This window comes from Dyadobacter subterraneus (assembly GCF_015221875.1).
Lineage (GTDB): Bacteria > Bacteroidota > Bacteroidia > Cytophagales > Spirosomataceae > Dyadobacter > Dyadobacter subterraneus.
In genome coordinates, this window is the sequence record NZ_JACYGY010000001.1 from 5,705,941 (window position 1) to 5,726,789 (window position 20,849).

15 protein-coding genes are annotated in these 20,849 nt (G+C 39.0%); 5 read left to right on the top strand and 10 right to left on the bottom strand.

Annotation, left to right across the window (positions count from 1 at the left end; translation table 11 throughout):
- Window positions 1–170 precede the first annotated feature (170 nt).
- Window positions 171–1,574, top strand: a complete 1,404-nt coding sequence (locus IEE83_RS23850; RefSeq protein WP_194122978.1) for a purple acid phosphatase family protein — start codon at window positions 171–173, stop codon at window positions 1,572–1,574.
- A gap of 69 nt (window positions 1,575–1,643) precedes the next feature.
- Here IEE83_RS23850 and IEE83_RS23855 read toward each other — a convergent pair whose 3' ends face one another.
- A complete protein-coding gene (locus tag IEE83_RS23855; RefSeq protein ID WP_194122979.1) occupies window positions 1,644–2,102 on the bottom strand; it encodes a DUF1569 domain-containing protein in 459 nt (152 codons plus the stop codon).
- A 90-nt stretch (window positions 2,103–2,192) separates the two neighbouring features.
- The gene (locus IEE83_RS23860; protein ID WP_194122980.1) at window positions 2,193–2,918 is read right to left on the bottom strand and encodes a DUF3891 family protein; all 726 of its coding nucleotides are present in this window, start codon (window positions 2,916–2,918) and stop codon (window positions 2,193–2,195) included.
- A gap of 212 nt (window positions 2,919–3,130) precedes the next feature.
- Between IEE83_RS23860 and IEE83_RS23865 the strand changes: the two genes are divergently transcribed.
- Complete coding sequence (locus tag IEE83_RS23865; protein WP_194122981.1) at window positions 3,131–4,309, top strand: glycosyltransferase family 2 protein; 1,179 nt, start codon at window positions 3,131–3,133, stop codon at window positions 4,307–4,309.
- 12 nt (window positions 4,310–4,321) lie between these two features.
- On the opposite strand, the gene IEE83_RS23870 is transcribed toward IEE83_RS23865, so the two are convergent.
- The 5 genes from IEE83_RS23870 to IEE83_RS23890 form a co-directional block, all read right to left on the bottom strand.
- A complete protein-coding gene (locus tag IEE83_RS23870; RefSeq protein WP_194122982.1) occupies window positions 4,322–4,930 on the bottom strand; it encodes a class I SAM-dependent DNA methyltransferase in 609 nt (202 codons plus the stop codon).
- A gap of 4 nt (window positions 4,931–4,934) precedes the next feature.
- Window positions 4,935–5,681 carry a PIG-L deacetylase family protein gene (locus IEE83_RS23875; RefSeq protein ID WP_194122983.1) on the bottom strand — a complete coding sequence of 249 codons (747 nt, stop codon included), beginning with the start codon at window positions 5,679–5,681 and terminating at the stop codon, window positions 4,935–4,937.
- 60 nt (window positions 5,682–5,741) lie between these two features.
- Window positions 5,742–6,959, bottom strand: coding sequence for an amine oxidase (locus tag IEE83_RS23880; RefSeq protein ID WP_194122984.1), 1,218 nt, complete (start codon window positions 6,957–6,959; stop codon window positions 5,742–5,744).
- 32 nt (window positions 6,960–6,991) lie between these two features.
- Window positions 6,992–8,056: a glycosyltransferase gene (locus IEE83_RS23885; RefSeq protein ID WP_228101950.1), complete on the bottom strand. Its 1,065-nt coding sequence runs from the start codon at window positions 8,054–8,056 to the stop codon at window positions 6,992–6,994.
- 616 nt (window positions 8,057–8,672) lie between these two features.
- On the bottom strand, window positions 8,673–11,639 hold the full coding sequence (locus IEE83_RS23890; RefSeq protein ID WP_194122986.1) for a DPP IV N-terminal domain-containing protein: 2,967 nt from the start codon (window positions 11,637–11,639) through the stop codon (window positions 8,673–8,675).
- Between the two features lie 613 nt (window positions 11,640–12,252).
- Here IEE83_RS23890 and IEE83_RS23895 point away from each other — a divergent pair.
- The 3 genes from IEE83_RS23895 (at window position 12,253) to IEE83_RS23905 (ending at window position 14,517) form a co-directional block, all read left to right on the top strand.
- Window positions 12,253–12,888, top strand: coding sequence for a response regulator transcription factor (locus IEE83_RS23895; protein ID WP_194122987.1), 636 nt, complete (start codon window positions 12,253–12,255; stop codon window positions 12,886–12,888).
- Window positions 12,889–13,406: 518 nt separating this feature from the next.
- Window positions 13,407–13,811: a hypothetical protein gene (locus IEE83_RS23900; protein WP_194122988.1), complete on the top strand. Its 405-nt coding sequence runs from the start codon at window positions 13,407–13,409 to the stop codon at window positions 13,809–13,811.
- 82 nt (window positions 13,812–13,893) lie between these two features.
- A complete protein-coding gene (locus IEE83_RS23905; protein ID WP_194122989.1) occupies window positions 13,894–14,517 on the top strand; it encodes a LuxR C-terminal-related transcriptional regulator in 624 nt (207 codons plus the stop codon).
- A 68-nt stretch (window positions 14,518–14,585) separates the two neighbouring features.
- Here IEE83_RS23905 and IEE83_RS23910 read toward each other — a convergent pair whose 3' ends face one another.
- From IEE83_RS23910 to IEE83_RS23920, 3 genes are read right to left on the bottom strand one after another with little or no spacing between them, the layout of a single operon-like run.
- Window positions 14,586–15,203 carry a hypothetical protein gene (locus IEE83_RS23910; RefSeq protein WP_194122990.1) on the bottom strand — a complete coding sequence of 206 codons (618 nt, stop codon included), beginning with the start codon at window positions 15,201–15,203 and terminating at the stop codon, window positions 14,586–14,588.
- A 39-nt stretch (window positions 15,204–15,242) separates the two neighbouring features.
- Window positions 15,243–16,475, bottom strand: coding sequence for an efflux RND transporter periplasmic adaptor subunit (locus IEE83_RS23915; protein WP_194122991.1), 1,233 nt, complete (start codon window positions 16,473–16,475; stop codon window positions 15,243–15,245).
- Window positions 16,476–16,484: 9 nt separating this feature from the next.
- Window positions 16,485–20,828: a CusA/CzcA family heavy metal efflux RND transporter gene (locus IEE83_RS23920; protein ID WP_194122992.1), complete on the bottom strand. Its 4,344-nt coding sequence runs from the start codon at window positions 20,826–20,828 to the stop codon at window positions 16,485–16,487.
- Window positions 20,829–20,849: the final 21 nt, after the last annotated feature.

Genomic DNA, 20,849 nt, shown 5'->3' on the forward strand with positions numbered 1-20,849 from the left:
TTTTCACAATACAAAGGTACGGGAAGTTTTGGATGGATTTAAGTGAAAAAATCAGCACTTAGTTTTTAAATAATGCATTCTTCACATTATCATAACATTCATTTATAGCCTACTATTAAACTTAGAAAGTACTATTGCAGCTGTAATATCTTACTAAATACAAGTTGACCATGTCGTTTTCTTCAAGAAATAATCTTCTTTTTCTGTTCATATCTCTGGGACTGGCCATTATACCAGCTATTGGTTTTGCTCAGGAAAATAAATCCTACCCCGCTTCCAAATTCCCTGACCGGATAATTCTTGGATGGAAAGCTGATGCGGCTCATTCCCAGGCTGTAAACTGGCGAACGGATTCCACAATAACCAAGGCGATCGCAATGATTCATGAGGCTGACCCAGCTCCTGACTTTCAATCCAATGCAAAAAGTGTTGATGCAAAAACAATCGCCATCATACTTGACGGAAAACAGGTTAAATATCATGAAGTAGATTTCACAGGACTGAAACCGGCAACTCAATATATGTACCGCGTTGGCGATGGAAAATACTGGAGTGAATGGTTTCATTTTACAACCGCTTCTGAAAAAAATGATCTGGTATCTTTTCTTTATTTCGGAGATGCACAAAATGATATCAGATCTTTATGGTCGCGCGCTATTCGCGGAGCTTATTCAACTCTGCCCAAAGCTGATTTCATGATTCATGCAGGTGACTTGATCAATAGTTCAAATGCGGATTATCAATGGGGCGAATGGTTTGAAGCGGGTGGTTGGGTAAATGGTATGATACCGAGTTTGGCGACACCTGGGAACCATGAATATTATACGGATAAGGCAAAGAAACCACACGTTTCTATGCACTGGAGACCTCAGTTTGCTTTACCTGAAAATGGCCCGGAAGGTTTGACTGAAACAGCTTATTATTTTGACTATCAGGGTATAAGATTTATTTCCTTAAATTCTCAGGAAGCAATTCTGGATTCTACAATTTTGGACAAACAGGCTGCCTGGTTTGAAAAAGTTGCTGTCGGGCATGGTATGCGCTGGACAATTGTGATGCATCATCATCCAATTTATTCTACTAAAAACGGTCGCGACAATGATGAATGGAGAGCAAAAATGGAGCCGCTTTATAAAAAATATAAGGTGGATCTGGTGTTACAGGGGCATGATCATACATATGGCCGTGGTATAAATATGCCATTGGGACAAAGCAGAAAAAAACCTGACGGGCCAATCTACGTGGTTTCCGTAAGTGGGCCAAAAATGTATGACATTGGTCTGCAAAACTGGATGGACCGTGCCGCTTCGAATACCCAGTTATATCAGGTTATCACGGTAAATGATGGCTTACTTTCATTTAAAGCATTTACAGTCAGTGGTGATTTGTATGATTCGTTCAATCTTGAAAAAGATAAAAAAGGACAAAATACGCTGGTAGAATTGTCAACAACTTTAAAAATGCAGGAGCGGCTCGAATTGCCAGAAAATTTGAAGAAAAGTTTTAAGGCCGAGCAATTAGAAGAATATAATAAAAGATTTAAGGAATATAAGGCGAGGAAAAATTTGAAATAGATTTAATATGTTTCATTGACAAAGGACACTTTAAGAAATGCCTTAAAGTGTCCTTTGTTATTTTTAATCCTAAACCCCAAATTGCGTCAAATGATGATCCAGATGTTTGTAAAACATATTATTCCATTCCTGAATAGTTAATTTTCCAAATGAATGGGATTCTTTTCCATCGAAAAAATTCACACCTAAATCCTGTGTTTTCCTGATGTATTCAGTCAATCTCGCCTTTTCTGTTTCAAAATCCCTATCTCCTTTTATGACAAAATCAGGTGCCGTAGCGCTGTTTCTTTTGTAAGGAATTTCCGTTGTTACTTTATCCTTCACAAATGTTTTCAGAATAAATTTCATCAATTTTCCCGGTGGTTTGTGTTTATTATCAAACACATATTCGTAAGAAACACAGCAGTGAGCCAACATTTGCGCACCCGACATCTTTCCCCACAATGGCTGGGATTTGTCTGTAAGCTTGTCGATCCGGACAATTACTTCTTCTGTTACCGGTTTTGTAAAAATATCGGGAAGGGCCATATTTATATTATTAGTGTTGTGAAATGATTTAAATTATCATAAGATATATGAATAATTTTACGACACCAAATTAAGATAAATATCTGATATTTAATGTTTAGCAAATTGAAAACGATGCAAAACAGGCTCCGTTTTTAAAAGCAGCTGTCGGAATTCGTCTTCATTTTTAAATTCCAGCTGAGCAATGGTTTTGGACTCGTAGTGTATTTCAAAATTTTCTGGTTCGAATGGCCATGGCTCAACGGTAAGCATATTTTCTGTGGGTGCATGCAGCATGTAACACTGATTTCCCGGACCAGTACTTATTTCTATCTTCCGGTTTTCTGGCTGAATTAATTGCTGACAAATAATTAACGAAAGGGCATCACACCATTGAAGAATTGCATAGGCATGTTTGACCTCTTCCTCGCTACAAGCTGCAACTTTGATCCATTTCTTATCCAGTTTTTTTAAATTCTGACAATATTTTCTGGCAGCCAGATCCTCCGAATTTTCGTGCAGGAATTGAATGTGGCGGGAAATCAGCAATCCAATATACCTGCTTTTGAAAAGTGCCATTTGAAGCAGCTCTTCACACTTTTTTTCTTCAAAATTTCTCATTTTAAAATTGAGAGGTCCGCCATTTTTATTGAGCAAACTTTCATCCCAGGAAAATTCATTAAATGCATCATCGTGTTCAATAGTGGCTACAATCGTTTCCATCCAGAGTTCCGGATGAAGCTTTTCTTTCCAGTTAAAACATATTTGCCCGGCCAGTAGCCCATGTGCCCGCTGGGAAATAATATTCCAGCCATTTTCCTGATAGTTAACAATCATAGTAGAGATAATAAATTCGGGACATCTATTCAAAAACTGTGCCCTGAAATAATCCTGTAATATGCGATTTAATCTCAGTTAGCCTTCACAATCAGCGAAAAAAGCGGGAATATATTTTGGCATAGTTTTTACAAATACTTGTCAAAATTATCCCTGACCGGTTATAATTTTTGTGAGCAGATATCTCTCAATTTTAATTGTTCAACTATTATATGGTACAAACTTTTTCTGAGGAAACAGCAGAATATGAGCCGGTTACGGCTTCATCTTTATTTTATACCATACCTCCTTCCCGCCAACTTAAATTATCGGTAATTTTACCGGTGAGAAATGAGCAGGACAACTTGTTTAAAACACTGGAAGCACTTCGTAATCAAAAAGATAACGAAGGAAGACAACTTTCATATTCCAAATATGAGGTGTTGCTTTTGGCAAATAACTGTACGGATGACTCCGCAGAATTTGCCAGAACCTATCAAAAAACATATCCCGAATTCAGCCTCCATATTGAGGAAATCCAGCTGGCTCCTGACGTTGCCCATATCGGCACCGTTCGCAGGCTTTTGATGGATGCTGCATATAATCGCTTTGCGTTACTAAAACGGCCGCAAGGAATCATTGCAAGCACCGACAGTGATAGTGAGGTTGATAAAAATTGGGTTTTCAATACTATTGAAGAGATAAAAAAAGGGAATGATGTTGTAGGCGGCAGGATTCTGACACGTCCGGAAAACAGCCTTTCCCGGATTTATTATCTTCGTGATGTCACTTACAAACATCTGGTTTCCAAGGCAGAAGCCCTTTTAGACCCTGTTGATAACGATCCATGGCCACGACATTACCAATGTTTTGGTGCAAGTTTCGCTGTTACGTGCAGAATTTATGATTTGTCGGGAAGGTTACCCGTAGTGCCTTTTCTTGAAGATATGGCTTTTCACAGGGCGCTTACCAGAATTGATGCCAAAATCAGATTAAGTCCGCTCGTGAAAGTCATTACTTCCACGCGTATCCAGGGCCGTGTAGATTTTGGATTTTCAATTCAGTTAAAACAATGGGGTGAAATGAATGAGGCGAGAGATCCTGTTATGGTAGAACAGGCAGGCGCTTTGTTCAAAAAATTGAAGGCTAAACGACTTCTTCGCCAATACTGGAATTGTGATTGCAGTCAAAAAGAGGCTCATTCAAACTTGCTTAATCTTGTAGCAGAAATTTTGCAACTGGATGCTTCCTGGCTGCATTGCCAAGTTTCAGAAGAAGTCTTTTTTGGTGTATTATGGGAAAAAATTGAGGACGAGCTGGAAAATGGGGAATGGATGCATATCTGGCCTAAAATGGATGTTGTGGATGTGATCAATGACCTCAAAACGAAGATTAAAGACTTACAGCATTAAAAAAACCGGAACTTACAGTTCCGGTTTTTTTTCAAATAAATCCAAACGATACTGATCTTCCCTTCTTCCGTAGAGGTGTATCAAAGGATCTGATTTTTCATTTCCCGCTGATTCAATAAAAAGCTCATGCACCTCATCCCCTGTTAAAGGAAATTCTTCTACAATCGGTGTCCAATGAACCATCAGTAAATGACCTTTTGGTAAAAGAGCATTAATCATTTTATCTTTTGTAATCGCCAGATCCTCCCTGCTTAAAAAATAACCAACTTCCGAAAATAGTATCAAATCAAAATTTTCATTTGGAAAGTTATTAGGAACAATCATTTCCCTGACTTCAACAGACTGGAAATCTACCAATCTTTTTCTGGCATTTTCTGTTGCAATTTCACTTGCATCAACGGCCAGCAAATGTTTACATCGCCTGGCCAGTTTTTCACTCAATACACCATTTGAACATCCGATTTCAAATGCGTTATCATAAACAGGATTGGGAATTGCGCGAAGCGTAGCCTCGTATTTTTCCCGTTCATAAGGACTGTTTTCAAAATCCCATGGATCTTCATTTCGTTGATACATTTCGTTAAAAAACTCTGCATCAAGGGATTTGGTCGGCTTTTCCATAGTATTATTTTATAGCAGATTCGAAGAATAATTCCCTCGGAATATCAAAATGAGCAATCACTTCCGGCGTCAGCATAAAACCCTCCGGATCATCATCAATCATATGCGTAACCTGCGAAGTGTGCGCTGCCAGCGCTTTGTTTTTCATTTCCAATGTATCCTCAATATTGACCGTAAATTTTTTCATACGATCCAGCAATTCCATGTCTTCAGGATTTCCAAGCTCCCATAGCCAAATCGGATATTCAATAAATCTCGGTTTCGTTTTTGTCTGATTTACAGCTTCGGACATAATTTTCCAGGTTGCCTGATGGTCACGATGCGGATCTTTTTGCCACGGAACAAATACCGTTTGCGGTTTTAGATCATCCATTATTTTTACAATCTTATCCACCGTTTCCTGAAACTGATTATCGTTTTCATGCGGTACCTGTGTATCTTTTAACCGTAAAAACTCCATGTGGTCAACTTCTCCGCCAAGCGTTAATACAGCTTCTTTTGCTTCTTTTTCCCTAACTTTTGTTAACTTTTTCGCAGGATATTTCTTTGAGTTGGGATGTGACATACTTCCGTCACTGATAAACAAAAAATGAACCGGAATTCCATTTTTCCGCATCAGGGCAACTGTCCCTCCGCATCCGAGCGTTTCGTCATCCGGGTGAGGTGCAACAATTAAACTGGATCCAAATTCCTCCACATTTACACTTTTCATTTTGCCAATATGGCTATGCAATTCTGATATCTGATCCATAATGTGTGACATTAGATGGGTTGATTAACAAATTAAAGACTGAGCTGCTTCCCAGATATTTCAAAGAGCAAATGCTTCGTCTTCCTGAACACTAAAACTTTTCTGATTGAAAGCCTTTTGCAATTCAACAGATATTAACTCCTGCCCCTCGGTTAAGGCTTTTGCAGAAGGCTGATGTAAAATGCGGCTCTTAATGCTAATAGCCGGATCCATATCCCATAATCCGGAATTATGCCAGTCGTCCAGATGATCCCAGTTCGGCCGGTCTATTACAGGATAAATACAGACTCCCCAAAAAGGAATTTCTTCCTTCAATATTTTCAAAACCTGTGTGGAAATGTATTTAATCCAAAGTGGACGATCTTTGCCGGGATGACTGGTTTCTGCCAAAACAATTGGCCTATTGTAACGCATATGCGCTTCATGAAGCAAATCCGAAAGCTCGCGTAAATAAGGATGAGGCACAGGATCATTCCAGCCAAGGATCTGATGCGGATTAAGAATCCATTGATTATTGTAATAATAATTAAACCCAAGAATATCCAGATATTCCGGCTTTCCTCCCAGTTCAGGACAAATCCTGCCGCTCAACATATCCAGTGATTGGTATTGCAACTCGTGATGATTTTTGGCATCCTGGATTTCCCAGGGAGAGGCATCCCGCTTTGCGACAATATTAACCAAGGGTTCTGTTGTCAAAATTCTTATTGTGGGATCTATCTCTTTAAGAGCTTTAACGCCAGCAATATATGCTCGCATATAAGAATACTTAACTTCCCATCCATTGTGGTGACAATAAGGAGAAGTTCCGGCTACGTCACCACCAAGCCAGGACATGAAACTCACTTCATTAATTGGTGTTACAATTAGAGGCTCACTGTATCCCAAGGACTTATAGAATGTTGCAAAAGCACGGCACAGCGCCGCAAATCTTCCGGTAAAATGCGGATGAACAGGACTTAAATCATCAGGAAATCCAAAATGACAAATATCCCAGATTTGCTGAATACCGTTTTTCTTCCCTGCTTCAAGCATTATTTGGAAAGTGCTGAAATCGTAAATATGAGGTGTTTTTTCAACCTGGCTCCATCGCAAGCCTTCACGAACTGTCTTAATATTAAATGTCCCCAGATTTTGATAATCCTGCTGTATAAGTTCAAGATGTGAGGTTACGTGAAGAAAATCAACACGGTTTCCAAAAGCATTTAATTGATCTGTACATTCAAATCCAGCCATCCAGAACGATTTAAACGGATTTTCGATCTTTTGATTAGACATGAGTTATTACTGAATTGTTGTAAGTATTATTTCTATTCACCCGCAAGTGAAACCTGCGCTGTTTTACTTTCAAAAGTACTGGTCATAATCTCCATCATCGAACGGAAAGTATTGTCCCAGCAATTATTTGCCAAAAACTCATCCACCTTGGTAAGCCAGGCTTCATTTTCCGGGCTGGCTAATAATGCTTCAATAGCGACAATAAAATCATCCGCATCCACTCCTATGGAAACAAGTTTATTTTTAGCATAAGGCGTTACAACATCCCGGATTGCCGAAGAAACTACCGGCTTGCCACCTGCAAGATATTCCGGCGTTTTGGTAGGGCTTATAAACCGGGTGGATTCATTGAGTAAAAAAGGCACCAAAGCCACATCCCAGCCCGATAAATAAAGCGGAAGTTCTTCGTATTTTTTCGATCCCAAATAATGAATGTTCTTATTCTTTGGCAGTCCGGCAGGATCAATTTTGACAACCGGCCCAATAAGCATAATCTGCCAGTCTGGGCGCGCATCAGCAATATTTTTGATCAGATCTGTATCAAAACGTTCGTCAATTACGCCATAAAAGCCCAATTTTGGCCCATCAACGGCAGCCTGATCAGCCGGTTCAACTTCCCGGGATCTTGCTTTTGCAAAATGCTTTTTATCTATACTGCTTTGAAACGGATGAATGTTATAATGCTGGTGTTTTTTTGCCTCGTAAAGTGATTGTCCACCGGTAAATACTACGTCCGCTTTGTTGAAAAGCCTTCTCTCCAAATCCTTTAAATCGTCGGGAGCAAATTTAAAAGCCGACAACTCATCCATACAATCATAAACCGTCAGTCCGGGAACAATCTTGTACGAAAATTCAAGCGCCATCGGAGTATAATACCAGAACATGAAATCCTTGGTGTCCCGATTAACAAAAAATATATTTAACAGAGATTTGAGTTCTCTGTTAACTTCCACTTTATCCAATCCATGACGTAAATGGGGAACACAAACCCAAAGATTGGGAAGCCTTTCTGAAAAGCTGATAAAAGAATTTTCATACGATCCGAATATGGGTTCTTCAAGATAATAAACTGCTGAAAACTCAGAAAATCGCGTCATTAAATGTTGTGGGCGCTGATATACGAAATCCCAACGTAAATGTGAAAAACACAGTAGGTTTTTAGGTAGTTTAATCATAGTTGCCAGGAAATAAATAATCAGTTGTCAGTTGTTGATAAATAAAGTCTGAATCGTAACCATCCTTGTAAATGCACACACTTTTTCAGGAAGTAAAAAGTAAAACTTCCTTACATTTTCTGATTTTAATTCGATTTCAAGTCCATTGAGAGAAAAGACTTAAAATTCAAAGAATCAACATTAAATATTAAAGAAAGATAGCGTACACTGCCACCTGATCCCGTTATGAACTTCCATTGTAATGTTACTGGTAACATCTTCCGGAATTTCACCTTTTAATCAGATTTTGAATGGATCAATTATAACAACTATGCCAAGAACGAATGGTTGTAAACCTCTTGAAAACAAGCCTGGCAAAAATCATTTTGGGGAATTTTTTGTGTACAGACTTACTCAGAAAACTTACCTGTTACATGCAAAATCCGGACGCACAAAATGGTGAAAGAGCAATAACTATGCCATTCCGATTTTTGTATGTAACTGATAATGTTCTCATGATTTATTTCAGCCTTAACGTATGGATGTAATTCTGAAATTCTCAGATACCGGATTTCAACCTTTTCTGATCAAAAAACTCTCCGTTTTTATACACACCTTTGATTTTGAGAACATCTTTGATATTCGTCAGCGGATCTCCTTCAACAAGTAATATATCCGCCACTTTTCCGGGCTCAATCGTTCCCAGATCTTTTTCCACACCTATTTCCTGTGCAGACCATAAGGTAGCAGCTCGTAAAGTTTCAAATGGCGACAAACCGGCTTTGACCCAGCTTTGCAATTCCGCATGAAAACTAAACCCTGATGGAATAATAGGCGAATCCGTACCCAAAGTAACTTTTGCACCCGATTTAACAAGATTATACAAAGTCTTTTCAACATTGGAATAAGTACTTTCGCTCATTCTGGTGGCCGATCCCTGAAGATCTGTTTTTAACTTTTCAGTGAAGAAATTTCCATATTGCCAGTGACTAAAAAATGCAGAATCACTTTTTGCCAAAGCGGTAAAACCGCCATGAAGCGAAACTGTCGGCGTTATGTACATTCCCGATTTAATAAGAAGTTGCTGCACATCCTGATAAGTATTATTCATGGCCGTCAGCTTGGGAGAATACCCTCTTCTGCTCGTAGCACCCATATGTTCCACACCATCCACAGCATTTCCCACTGCGGGATAAATCTCGTGTGATGTTACAGGCAATCCGTTAGCATGGGCAAATTCGGTTACTCTTTGTTGAAGATTATCAGGCAAACCAACGTAAGTTTTGATCATATCATAACCAAGCTTTACAGCACGGTTTAATTCCAGATCCAGCTGTCCTCCGCCCACATTACTCGTACTTCTGTTGTAATAAATCCGGCTTCCTTCCATGTGTCCGCCTGTGAAAAACGTACGCGGGCCCAGTCTTTTTCCGCTATTCCAGGATTCTTTTCTTTCCAGCGCGTCATAAGGATCTGTACCCGGCTCGCGGATAGAAGTAATTCCGTACGCCAGCCAAAGTCTTCCGCCTTTTTCACCCATTTGCGCATTTTGGTGCGTGTGCATTTCAAAAAGTCCCGGAATCAATACTTGCTTTGAAGCGTCAACAATCTTTACATTTCCATAGGCGCCAACACGGTGCGGTGTAATCTTTTTAATACGATTACCTTCGATAAGCACGTCAACATTTTCCAGATATTTTTCTGACCGGCCGTCAAAAACTTTTCCCGCGTGAATAACAAACTGCCCTTCCGGCTGTTTTTCCTGCCAGGTAAAAGGCATATTGATAATCCTGACTTCACCACCAGTTACCGAAACTTCTTTCAAAACATCTGTCGCCAGAAACACGATATTTTGGGAATCGCCGGACCAGCTAGGAGCTTCCGCAAGCTCATTTGTTAATCTTTTTGGTGGACCAACAATATTTAATTGTGGATCAACCGGGACAATCCACAAAATATTATCAAGAATATAGGCGATTTTGGAGCCGTCAGGAGAAATAACCGGACCATTTTTTCCTCTTGTTGTCAGTGTACGTTCCGGAACAGGCGACACAAAACGGGACGGAGATTTATCAATCGGAATTATCAGGATTTTACTTAACCCTTCCCTGAATCTTGTGGAATATGCTTCAAGAGAAGAAATCACAATATATTTTCCATCCGATGACCAGCTTGGCTGCGACCCTTCAAAAAGCGCACCATAAATGGTATTGCTTTTGCCAGTGGCCAGGTCCAGTATGTTGAGCACATTCTTACCGAGCGATTTTGGATCAGCCTGATAAAAAGCAAGTTTTGATCCATCCTGTGACCAGGAAGGAAACTTTAAGTTATCAGGCGCATCCAGCATGCAAGAATCCTTTCCCGTCACCAGATCCCTGACGTACAGGTCCATATTTCCTTTTTTGTCGCTGGTGTAAGCTAGTTTCTTTCCATCAGGCGACCAGACCGGATCAATATCAATAAATATATCATTAGTAATCTGGATAGGTTTTTTTGTTCCTTTTGTATAAATCCACAAATCACCTAAGGCAGTAAAAACAATACTTTTCCCATCGGGAGAAACCATCGGACTTCTGATTCCCTGAACTGCCTGTGGTTTTTTTGAATCAAAATCCCGGACCTTTGTTACATATTTTTTACGGTTTAAAATAACTTCGGCTTGAAAAGTTATCCTTGTCGTTTTCCTTTCACTCAAACTTGCACGAAGTATCTGGCCGTTCGCGGTGTACAAATATTCAGTATCCGAAATCCAGCTCGCTTTAAAAGGAAATACATCTTCCGATTTATCCGATAAAGTTTGCCAGTCGCCTCCACCCAATGCTACCAATTCCAGCTGACTTCCCTGTGGCAAAAGACTATTAAAAATAACCTGCTTTCCGTTCGGATGCCACGCGGGAGAAAATAACTTTTCTTTACTATGAACCAGTAATTTAGGCTCACTTGCTGATTCAAGAATATACAAGCCCGCAGCAGAATTGCGCTCAGAAACATAGGCCAGTTTCGAACCGTCGGACGAAAAAGCCGGAAAATAATCATTACCCGGCTCTGTGGTAAGCCTTGTCAGATTACCTTTTCCCAGATCAATTTTCCAGATGTCATAATTTCCACTTCGGTCAGAGGAAAAAACGATTTCATTTTTTGTTGGCGACCAATGTGGTTCACGGTCGTGATATACTCCAAAAGTCAGCTGTGTTAAACCACTTCCATCTTTATTAATTTTCCAGATATGAAAATTGCCATCCCTATAAGATTGAAAGGCGATCTGGTTGCCATCCGCTGACCAGGTCGGCTGACGGCAATCTCCCAGCGCATCCGTTAAGGCTATCGCCTTTCCGCCTCCAACAGGTAGAAGCCAGATGGTTCCTTGTATATCCATTGCAATGCTTTTTTTATCCGGCGAGAGTGCGATAGCCATGTTCGTTCCTTCTGTAAGTGTAATATGAATTGAATCCGATACGATGGCTTTTGACTCAGTAAAAATCAGAAGCAAAAAGAAAATCTTTAAAAGGTTTAGTTTTTTACACATCACTAAATAATTATTGGTTTTGGGTTACCTCATTAGATCACAAAAGATATGTCGTACTGCTTCAGAAATCGTGGTTAATAATTCCGTTACAGACAGTTCCTGGTGTTCCTTATTGAGATTTAAACATTTTTTATTAATTTGGATATATAATAATTAACTAAAATTATTTATTGAAAAATATGGTTTAAGATATGTATTTATTTTTAATTATAAGGTATAAGCCAAATAAAATATCGATCTTGCCACCAAAAAAATCTTCTATCTTTTTATATCTATAAAGCTAAAATCGTTATTGTAGAATTTGCAAAGAAGTTTGAACGGCAGGGAATTTCAACGGTTTGCCCTAAACGTATATAATCGATTTTGTAACTCAATATCTCAGAAATGAATCTTAATTCCTTTCTAATTCCAAGTTTAGCTCATTATGTTACAGTTTAAATTTTAACAAAGAATCTGCTTTTGAAAAAAATAAATTCCGATAATTGGCTATTGAAAAAATAGGGTGATACTTTCGTCAAACTGTCGTAAAATGGATAACTCTTGTAGATTTATTTCGATACTTTAACCCGTAATTAATATTTAGATTTGTAGCTAAACAATACCTGCACTATTTATGAATATTTTAATTATTGAAGATCATCCTTTAATACGCATGGGCCTCGGACAGCTTATTTCTGATACAGATCCCAAAGCAAATGTGACACAATCAGACAGTTTTCCCGCAGGCTTGGGACTTTTAGATAAGGAGAAATTCGATTTATTGATTCTTGATATTGACATTCCGGGAGGAGAAAATATCAGAATGATGGAAATGGTGCGCCAGCGGCAACCGGATATACTTATCCTGATACACTCCGGATATGACGAACAAGTTTACGCGCTTCCGTATATGCAGGCAGGTGCAGATGGATTTCTCTCCAAACAGGCATCACACGATGAATTTCAAGCCGCGTATAAAGCCTTGATGAACAGAGGAAAATATGTGAGCTATCGCATTCAGCAAACATTATTGAACAATCTGGGAGATAATAATTCCAAAAAGCTTAAAAATCCTATCATGACGCTGTCTCCACGCGAAATGCTTGTCATGCAGCTTTTAACAGAAGGCAAATGGACAAAAGAAATTGCCTCCATTTTAAAAGTTAAAGAAAATACGATAAGTACTTACAAACGAAGGATTTTTGACAAACTCGAAGTATCAGATGAAATTGAGTTATCCAAAAAGGTTTCTCTTTTGAAAAATTTCTGACCGTCGATAAAAAAATTCTATTTACTCATAGTATAAGTATGGCTCTCTAACCATTTCCCCGGTACCACTCTTTTTCCTGTTAACATCTCGATTACAGTTCATTAAAACAAATCTCTATGTTTTAATATAAATTTTTATGCCCTGATACATAGATTCAGCGACAAAACCAATAAAAAAAGAATAGAGATATTTCTACAAAATGGAATTTGTGTCTCGACAAATTCATCTAAAAATCTCCCTTAGCTTTGGTATCAGAAATTAGCATCATTTACAACCAAACAGACACACATCTATGACAAAAAAAAGAAATTTAAATCCGGCTGCACTGCACACACACTAATGCCAGATTGCAAGCTGTTTGAACCGGGACAAACAAGGTTCAGACAGCTGCCGGCAAAAGAATGCTTACTTTACCCTCATCATGGCAATCGTGTTATTAACTGAGTTTTGACATGACAAACCCTGTCATCTTTCTGAAATCACGGTCACCGGAACTTGAAAATAAAATTATAACCGTTATGAAACGACTTCTTGCTTATGATCTGCAAAATAATGCGCGTACCAAACTGGTTGATCTGTTGCAGGTCAATAAAGAAGAAGTGACTATAGAAGAAGCGGTTGGCATTAGTGACGTTTTTAGAAAACTTGCTTTTGGGAAAAGAGCAAGTTTGACAGAAGACAAGAACAACTTATTAGTTGTTCGCCTGGATGTTCCGGATATGGAGACGCTTGATTTCCTGGGTTATCTCCATAAAAGCAAACCAGCATTACGAATCATTTTGTACACTTCCGAAAGTACCGAATGGCTGGAAAAACTCAATCTGATTATAGGAAAACCTTTAATTCCCGTAAATATTATTGTTACTACGAAAATCAATGAAGCAATCAGCAAACTGCTCGAATTAAAGGAATTAAAAGTATAAAGTAATAGCAATTTTAATTACCCTGGTAAATTCAGGAAATAATTTTTCATTTATTTCATACACTAATCAATCAGAAGCAAAAATGACAAGGATATTAATTTTAATTAAAAACGACTTTTTCCGATTGGGAATTGCAGCTTCTATTAAGGAGTATGCGGGCAATGTATATATTGAAGAAGCAGATAGCTGGGAAAGTATTCCCGCACTTATGAGGAAATCATATTTTGATGTCCTGATCGTTGATATTCGCCTATCGAACCTGACTAACTTAAACAGTTTTGAAGGACTCAGAAGGATTCAGCCTTCAATTAAAATACTGGTTCTTGGTGAAGAAAATGAGAAAGTATGGGCTCTTCCTTATTTGAAAAAAGGTGTGGACGGAATTTGTCTGAAAACCATGACCAAACATGAATTCCAATCCGCGTTTAATACGATTATCAAAGGTCGCAAATATATGGACGACGGACTTACGGATTTTCTGCTTAAAGGAATGGTTGATCATGATCTTATAAATCTGCTTTCGGTCCGTGAATCTGAAATTATGCAATTACTTTTAAAAGGGTTTCGAACAGCTGAAATTGCCCGCGAATTGAAACTGGCGCCCTCGACGATCAGTACTGTAAAATTTAAGATTTATCGTAAAATGCAGGTTACCAACGTCGTGGATCTTATGAATAAAGTTGAAACATTTCAATCCATTGCATAACGCGGGATAAACATTAAAGCTGTGAAAATAAGTAGGCTAAGTTCCATTTTTTCAGGAACTTAGCTTTTTTAATGAAGAAAAAAAGTAATAATACCAACCAGAATCAGAATAACACCGGTAATCCGTTTCTCATTATGCTCAATAAAATGAGTGTCAACCAAATGTATACCCTTAAACGCTAACATCACCAAACTGACAATTCCGGCTATACTTGTAATTGCATAAACGGCAGCAAGTAAAAAAACACTTTTCACACCAAAAGCGCCTGCCGAAAGAAACAGACTTTCCACTTCAAGACAAGGTGATAAAAACATAATTCCTACTAAAATCAGAATCCATTTGGTGCGTGATTTTTCATACTGTTTTACATCTTCCTGCGTGCCATGATGATGATGCGGAAGATTGACAGAAAAATAGATTAAACCGAAAATAATCAATAAAACGGGTGCGATAATATCTACAAATTCATTGTATTTTCCTGCCAGTCGCGTCCCGATGATTCCCAGAATTATTCCGAGTGCCACCGTACCAGCAACATGAGCCAATGCAATTATAAAGGCAACACTTAAAAGCTCCGGACGCTCCCATTTTTCCGCTTTTGCCACGGCTACCAGAGGAAGCCAGTGATTGGGAATGAGTGCGTGAACCAGACCGAGTAATATTGTTGCAGTAATGATACTGTACATAATTAATTCTTTTATCTCCTATCAACGCTTCAACAAAACTTAATGTTCATGTCCTCCACCTCCGTCACTTTTTAAAAGATGACTTTGAATATAATAAGACCCTTTCAAGACAATTTTGGCATTCTTTTCCAAAACCTGCAAAGGAGTAACCTGAATATACCCCAGCTGCGTTGTTCCGGATTTCACTTCAATACGCTGAAAATGATACAGCTTCTCGTCCGTTTCTTTTTTCGCCTTAGTAACTTGCTCATCTTCCAATATAAAAATGAATTCCCGTCCATCTGCTTTGATCACAGCATCAACCGGCAAAGCGTTTACCTTATTTTTACCAATGTCAATAAGTGCATTCACATACATACCAGGAATCAGTATTTGTTTGTCATTTAATATGTCTGCATGAACGGCAACAGATTTCGTTTCATTTTCGAATGCTTTTCCAACACTAAAAATCTTGCCCCGAATTTCTGTATTATCCTGATTGGTAAGTACAAAACGGACCGTCTGATCCGGTTTTACCTTTTGCAGATCTTTTTCATAAACAAGCAAATCAACGTGCATTTTGGTATTATCCACAATACTGAACAATGAAGTCCCGGGCTGAACATTACTTCCGATCTTGACATTTACCTCTGTTATATATCCTGAAATCGGAGCTGTGACAGATACTATTGAAACAATATTTCCTGAACCTGATCCACTAATGTGTAACATGCTCAGTTGTTTCTGAAGCGAATTGTAACGTGCCTTTTCCGTTTCATAATCCGCCTTTGTTTTTTGAAAAGCTTTTTTTGCATTCACATTCTCATCCGACAACGTTTTTTGTCTTTCAAATTCCGCTGCTAAAAATTCAGTATTGCTTTTTGAAATAAGGAAAGATTCCTGGAGCCTTGTAAATTCCGGACTTTCCAGCGTTGCAATGGTTTGTCCGGCTTTCACAAATTCACCTTCAATAACCCTGATCGATTTAACAATTCCAGCCATAAAAACGGAAACATCTGCCTGATTCTGAGGTGGCAATTTGGTATAACCATTGGCATTAATTACCTCACTAAGATTTTTACTTTCAAAGGTGCCCAGCACAATATCTGATGCGTCATATTGCGCCTGTGTCAGTGCGACTTCCTTATTTTCTGATTCTCCAACTTTTTCCTCAGTCTTAGGTTTTTCCTGTTCCTCAGTCTCATTTTCCGAGGTATTTTTACAAGAAAGCAGAATCTGTACTGTCACAAATGCCAGCAAAATATTTAAATATATATTGGTTTTTCTGTTCATGATTTTCAACTATTGATTTAATAAATATTGCAGGCTCACAAAAGACTGGTTAAAATCCGCAATCGCTTTCAGGTAATTCATATCAATATCCAGTGCGGTTTGAATGCCCTGAAGATATTCCACGTAAGAAATTTCTCCGCCCTGATAGCTTTTGGAGGCATTTGTAGAAATCGTCTTTGCGTTTGGAATTGCAGAAGTCTGGTAGTATTCAATCAGCGACTGGTAAGTATAAAGTTGTGTCAGTTGTTGCTGATATTGATTTTGAAGCTGCGACTGAAGATAATCCACATTCTTTTGCTGCAACTGAATATTAGTTTCCGCAGCCTGAACTTTTGACCGGTAACTTTTAGAAAAAATTGGTATTGCAATACCAGCCTTAAAACCCTGAAAGCGGGGAACGCCGTTGTAATTGATGTTTTTTCCATCGATATCCTGATTTCCGGTGAGCGATTGAATGAAATATCCGGCCGTAAAATCAGGCATCAACAATGCTTTTTCCAGATTTCTGTTCGCTCTTGCAATTTCAACTTGTTGTAACGCGTGAAGAAAAACAGGATTTTGATTTATCGCTGTTGTATCAAACAAAACACTAATCGGCAAGGCTGAAAAGCTGGTATCACTTACAGAAAAATCAGTATTGAGATTCAGAAGCAATCTGATTTTCGATTTCCCAACAGCTATCAAGCTTTCATTTTGTTTTATACGCTGCTGAATTTCCTGCTCCCTGGTGATCGCTGTTGTCTTTTCCAGCAAATTTGTTTCGCCGGTTTGAAACCTTAAAGACGCGGCTTTTACAAATTGTCCAAGCAAACTATCCTGTTTTGTAAGCGAAGTATTTAGTTTGGTCAAATACAAAAGTGACATCCAGGTTTGCCGGATTGCATAGATAATTTCTTTTTTTGACTGTTCCAGTTTGATCTGACTTCCTTTAAGATTGCTGGTTAAAACTTCCTTTCTGGCGCCATACTGGAACGGACTGAAAGATTGGGAAATTTCGTAATTCTGGTCAAATGCTTTGGTATTATATTGTCCGAGCATACCACCAATATTCGTTTTGGGAATATCAAAAGCAGTTCCTCTCAATTCGGACTGCATCTTTATTTCCAGTTCTCCCGCAGAAATCAGCTGATTATTTTTTGAACCTAATTCAATCGCTTGCTGCAAACTCAGCTTGGAAATTGATTGTGCTTTTGTTTCAAATCCAATAAAAAGCAAAATCATCAGGGCAGTTACGATACCTGATTTTTTGATTTTCAAATTGTTTTCCAGATACCAGTAAAGAATTGGTAAAACAATCAGAGTCAGCAAAGTAGCACTAATCAAACCGCCAATTACCACGGTGGCCAACGGCTTTTGAACTTCCGCTCCTGCACTTGTACTTAATGCCATCGGGAGAAAACCGAGTGAAGCAACCGCCGCAGTCATCATAACCGGACGCAAACGAACGCTGGTTCCTTCCTTTATTCGCTGCATGACATCGGATATTCCTTCCGCTTTTAACTGATTGAAATAACCAATCAAAACAATCCCATTTAATACTGCAACGCCAAATAATGCAATAAAACCAACGCCGGCCGAAATACTGAAAGGCATATTCCGAATCCAAAGAGCAAAAATACCGCCGATAGCAGAGAAAGGAATAGCAGAGAAAATCAATAGCGATTGGCTGACGGAACGGAAAGTAAAAAACAGCAATACAAAAATCAGAAGGAGTGCAACAGGAACGGCAACAGCCAAACGCTCATTCGCCTGAATCAGATTTTGAAATTGTCCTCCATAAGTCACATAATATCCAGCCGGCAGACTTAATTTCTGATCCAGTTTGTCCTGAATTTCTTCAATCACACTTTTTACATCCCGGTCGCGAACATTAAATCCAACCACAATTCTTCGCTTTCCATCTTCCCGGCTGATCTGCATCGGGCCAAGTTCGTAAGCGATATCGGCTACCTGTTCTAAAGGAATCTGACTGCCTGATGGAAGTGAAACAAATAGTGTTTTCAGATTTGAGATATCCTGTCTTTTTTCCTGAGCTAATCGAACGACCATATCAAAACGTTTTTCACCTTCGTAAACCACACCTGCAATTTCTCCGGCAAAACCGGTTCTGATGACTTTGTTAAGATCTCCCACATTTAAACCATACAAGGCCAGTTTATCTTTGTTGTAGCGAACCGTTATTTGTGGCAATCCAGCCACTCTTTCCGCTTTTGCTTCAGTAACGCCTTTTATATTTTGGATAATTTTCAAAACCTCATCGCCTTTACTAACCAGCATTTCCAGATCTTCTCCAAAAATCTTGACCGCGACATCACTTCTGACACCAGTCATCAACTCATTGAAACGCATTTGAATCGGTTGAGAAAATTCTGTGGTTGCACCGGGAATTGCTTCCAGAGCTTCTGACATTTTTTCCATTAATTCCTCCTTGGTTTTCGCCGAAGTCCAGTCTTTTTTATCTTTCAAAATGATAATCATATCACCTACTTCCATCGGCATCGGATCGGTTGGGATTTCGGAACTACCGATTTTGGTTACAATCATTTTCACTTCCGGGAATTTGGCTTTCAGGATTTGTTCCGCTTTTGTAGTCGCCTCAATTTCTTGCGAAAGTGAACTTCCCGAGGCTATAACCAGATTTGTGGCAATATCACCTTCGTCAAGTGTTGGAATAAATTCACCTCCCAAAGAGCTGAAAATGAAGGCAGAAATAATTAGAAATATCACAGCAATCGACAACACCAAACCTTTAAACCGTAGAGATTTAGCTAATAATGGCTGGTAAATCTGCTGTATAAAATGAATGATCTTGTCGCTGATATTGATCTTATGACTCGTCTGTTTTTTCAAAACCAACGCCGTCATCATTGGAATATATGTCAGGGAAAGAATGAAAGCACCGAGAATGGCAAACGATACGGTTTGCGCCATTGGACCAAACATTTTGCCTTCAATACCAACAAGTGCCAGAATGGGCAGATATACGATCAGGATTATAATTTCACCAAAAGCTGCGCTGCTCCGGATTTTGGCCGAAGCTTCATACACTTCGGCATCCATTTCCTCGGACGTTAATTTGCCCTTGACATTAATCTGCAACCGGTGAATAATCGATTCAACGATGATCACGGCACCATCAACAATCAACCCAAAATCAATCGCACCAAGCGACATCAGATTTCCCGACACACCGAATAAATGCATCATACTCACTGCAAACAACAGCGACAACGGAATTACAGAAGCTACAATTAATCCTGCACGAAGATTTCCAATCAACAGAATCAACACAAAAACCACGATTAAAGCACCTTCCAGAAGATTTCTTTCGACGGTTCCGATAGCACGGTTAACCAGTTTTGTCCTGTCAACAAATGCTTCGATTGAAACTCCTTTTGGCAAGGATTTCTTGATCTGCTCCATTTTTTCTTTAACGCGTGATACTACTTCGGCACTGTTCTCACCTTTGAGCATCATCACCATCCCGCTTACTTCCTCGCCTTTTCCATCTTTTGTAACAGCTCCATAACGAACGCTGCTGCCAATTTGAACGGTAGCAACATCGCGAATCAAGATCGGTATTTCGTTTTTTGTTTTGATTACGATTTTGTTGATCGCATCAATTCCATTGACCATTCCAATTCCTCTGATAAAATAGGCATATGGTTTTTTGTCAATGTAAGCGCCACCGGTATTTTCATTATTCAATTCCAGCGCATCCAGAATTTCTGCGATGGTGGTATTCATCGCTTTCAATTTATCCGGCTCAATTGCAATTTCATATTGTTTCAGACTTCCGCCGAGCGTGTTAACTTCCGCTACCCCGGGTGTTCCGATCAACTGCGGACGAATGATCCAGTCCTGAATTGTTCGCAATTCTGTTGCTGAATATTGTTTTTCAAAACCTTTCTGAGGAAAAACTACGTATTGATAAATCTCACCAAGTCCGGTACTGATTGGCGCCAGTTCAGGATTTCCCAGACCTTTGGGAATTTTACTTTCCGCTTCTTTCAGTCGTTCAGAAATCTGCGCGCGCGCCCAGTATATATCTGCATTTTCCTCAAAAACAATGGTAACAACACTCAATCCGAAACGGCTTACTGATCTTAATTCCACAATTTTTGGAATTGATTTTACGGCGAGTTCAATCGGATAGGTAATAAATTGTTCAACCTCCTGCGTTGCCAGCGTTGGGGAAGTTGTAATGATCTGTACCTGATTATTGGTGATATCAGGCAGGGCATCAATGGGCAAATTATTAAGCGAATAACCTCCAACAGCAATTAACGCCAGCATAAACAGACCTATAATAAACTTATTATAGATACTGAAATGAATGATTTTATCTAACATGAAAATTTAAATAGCCAAATA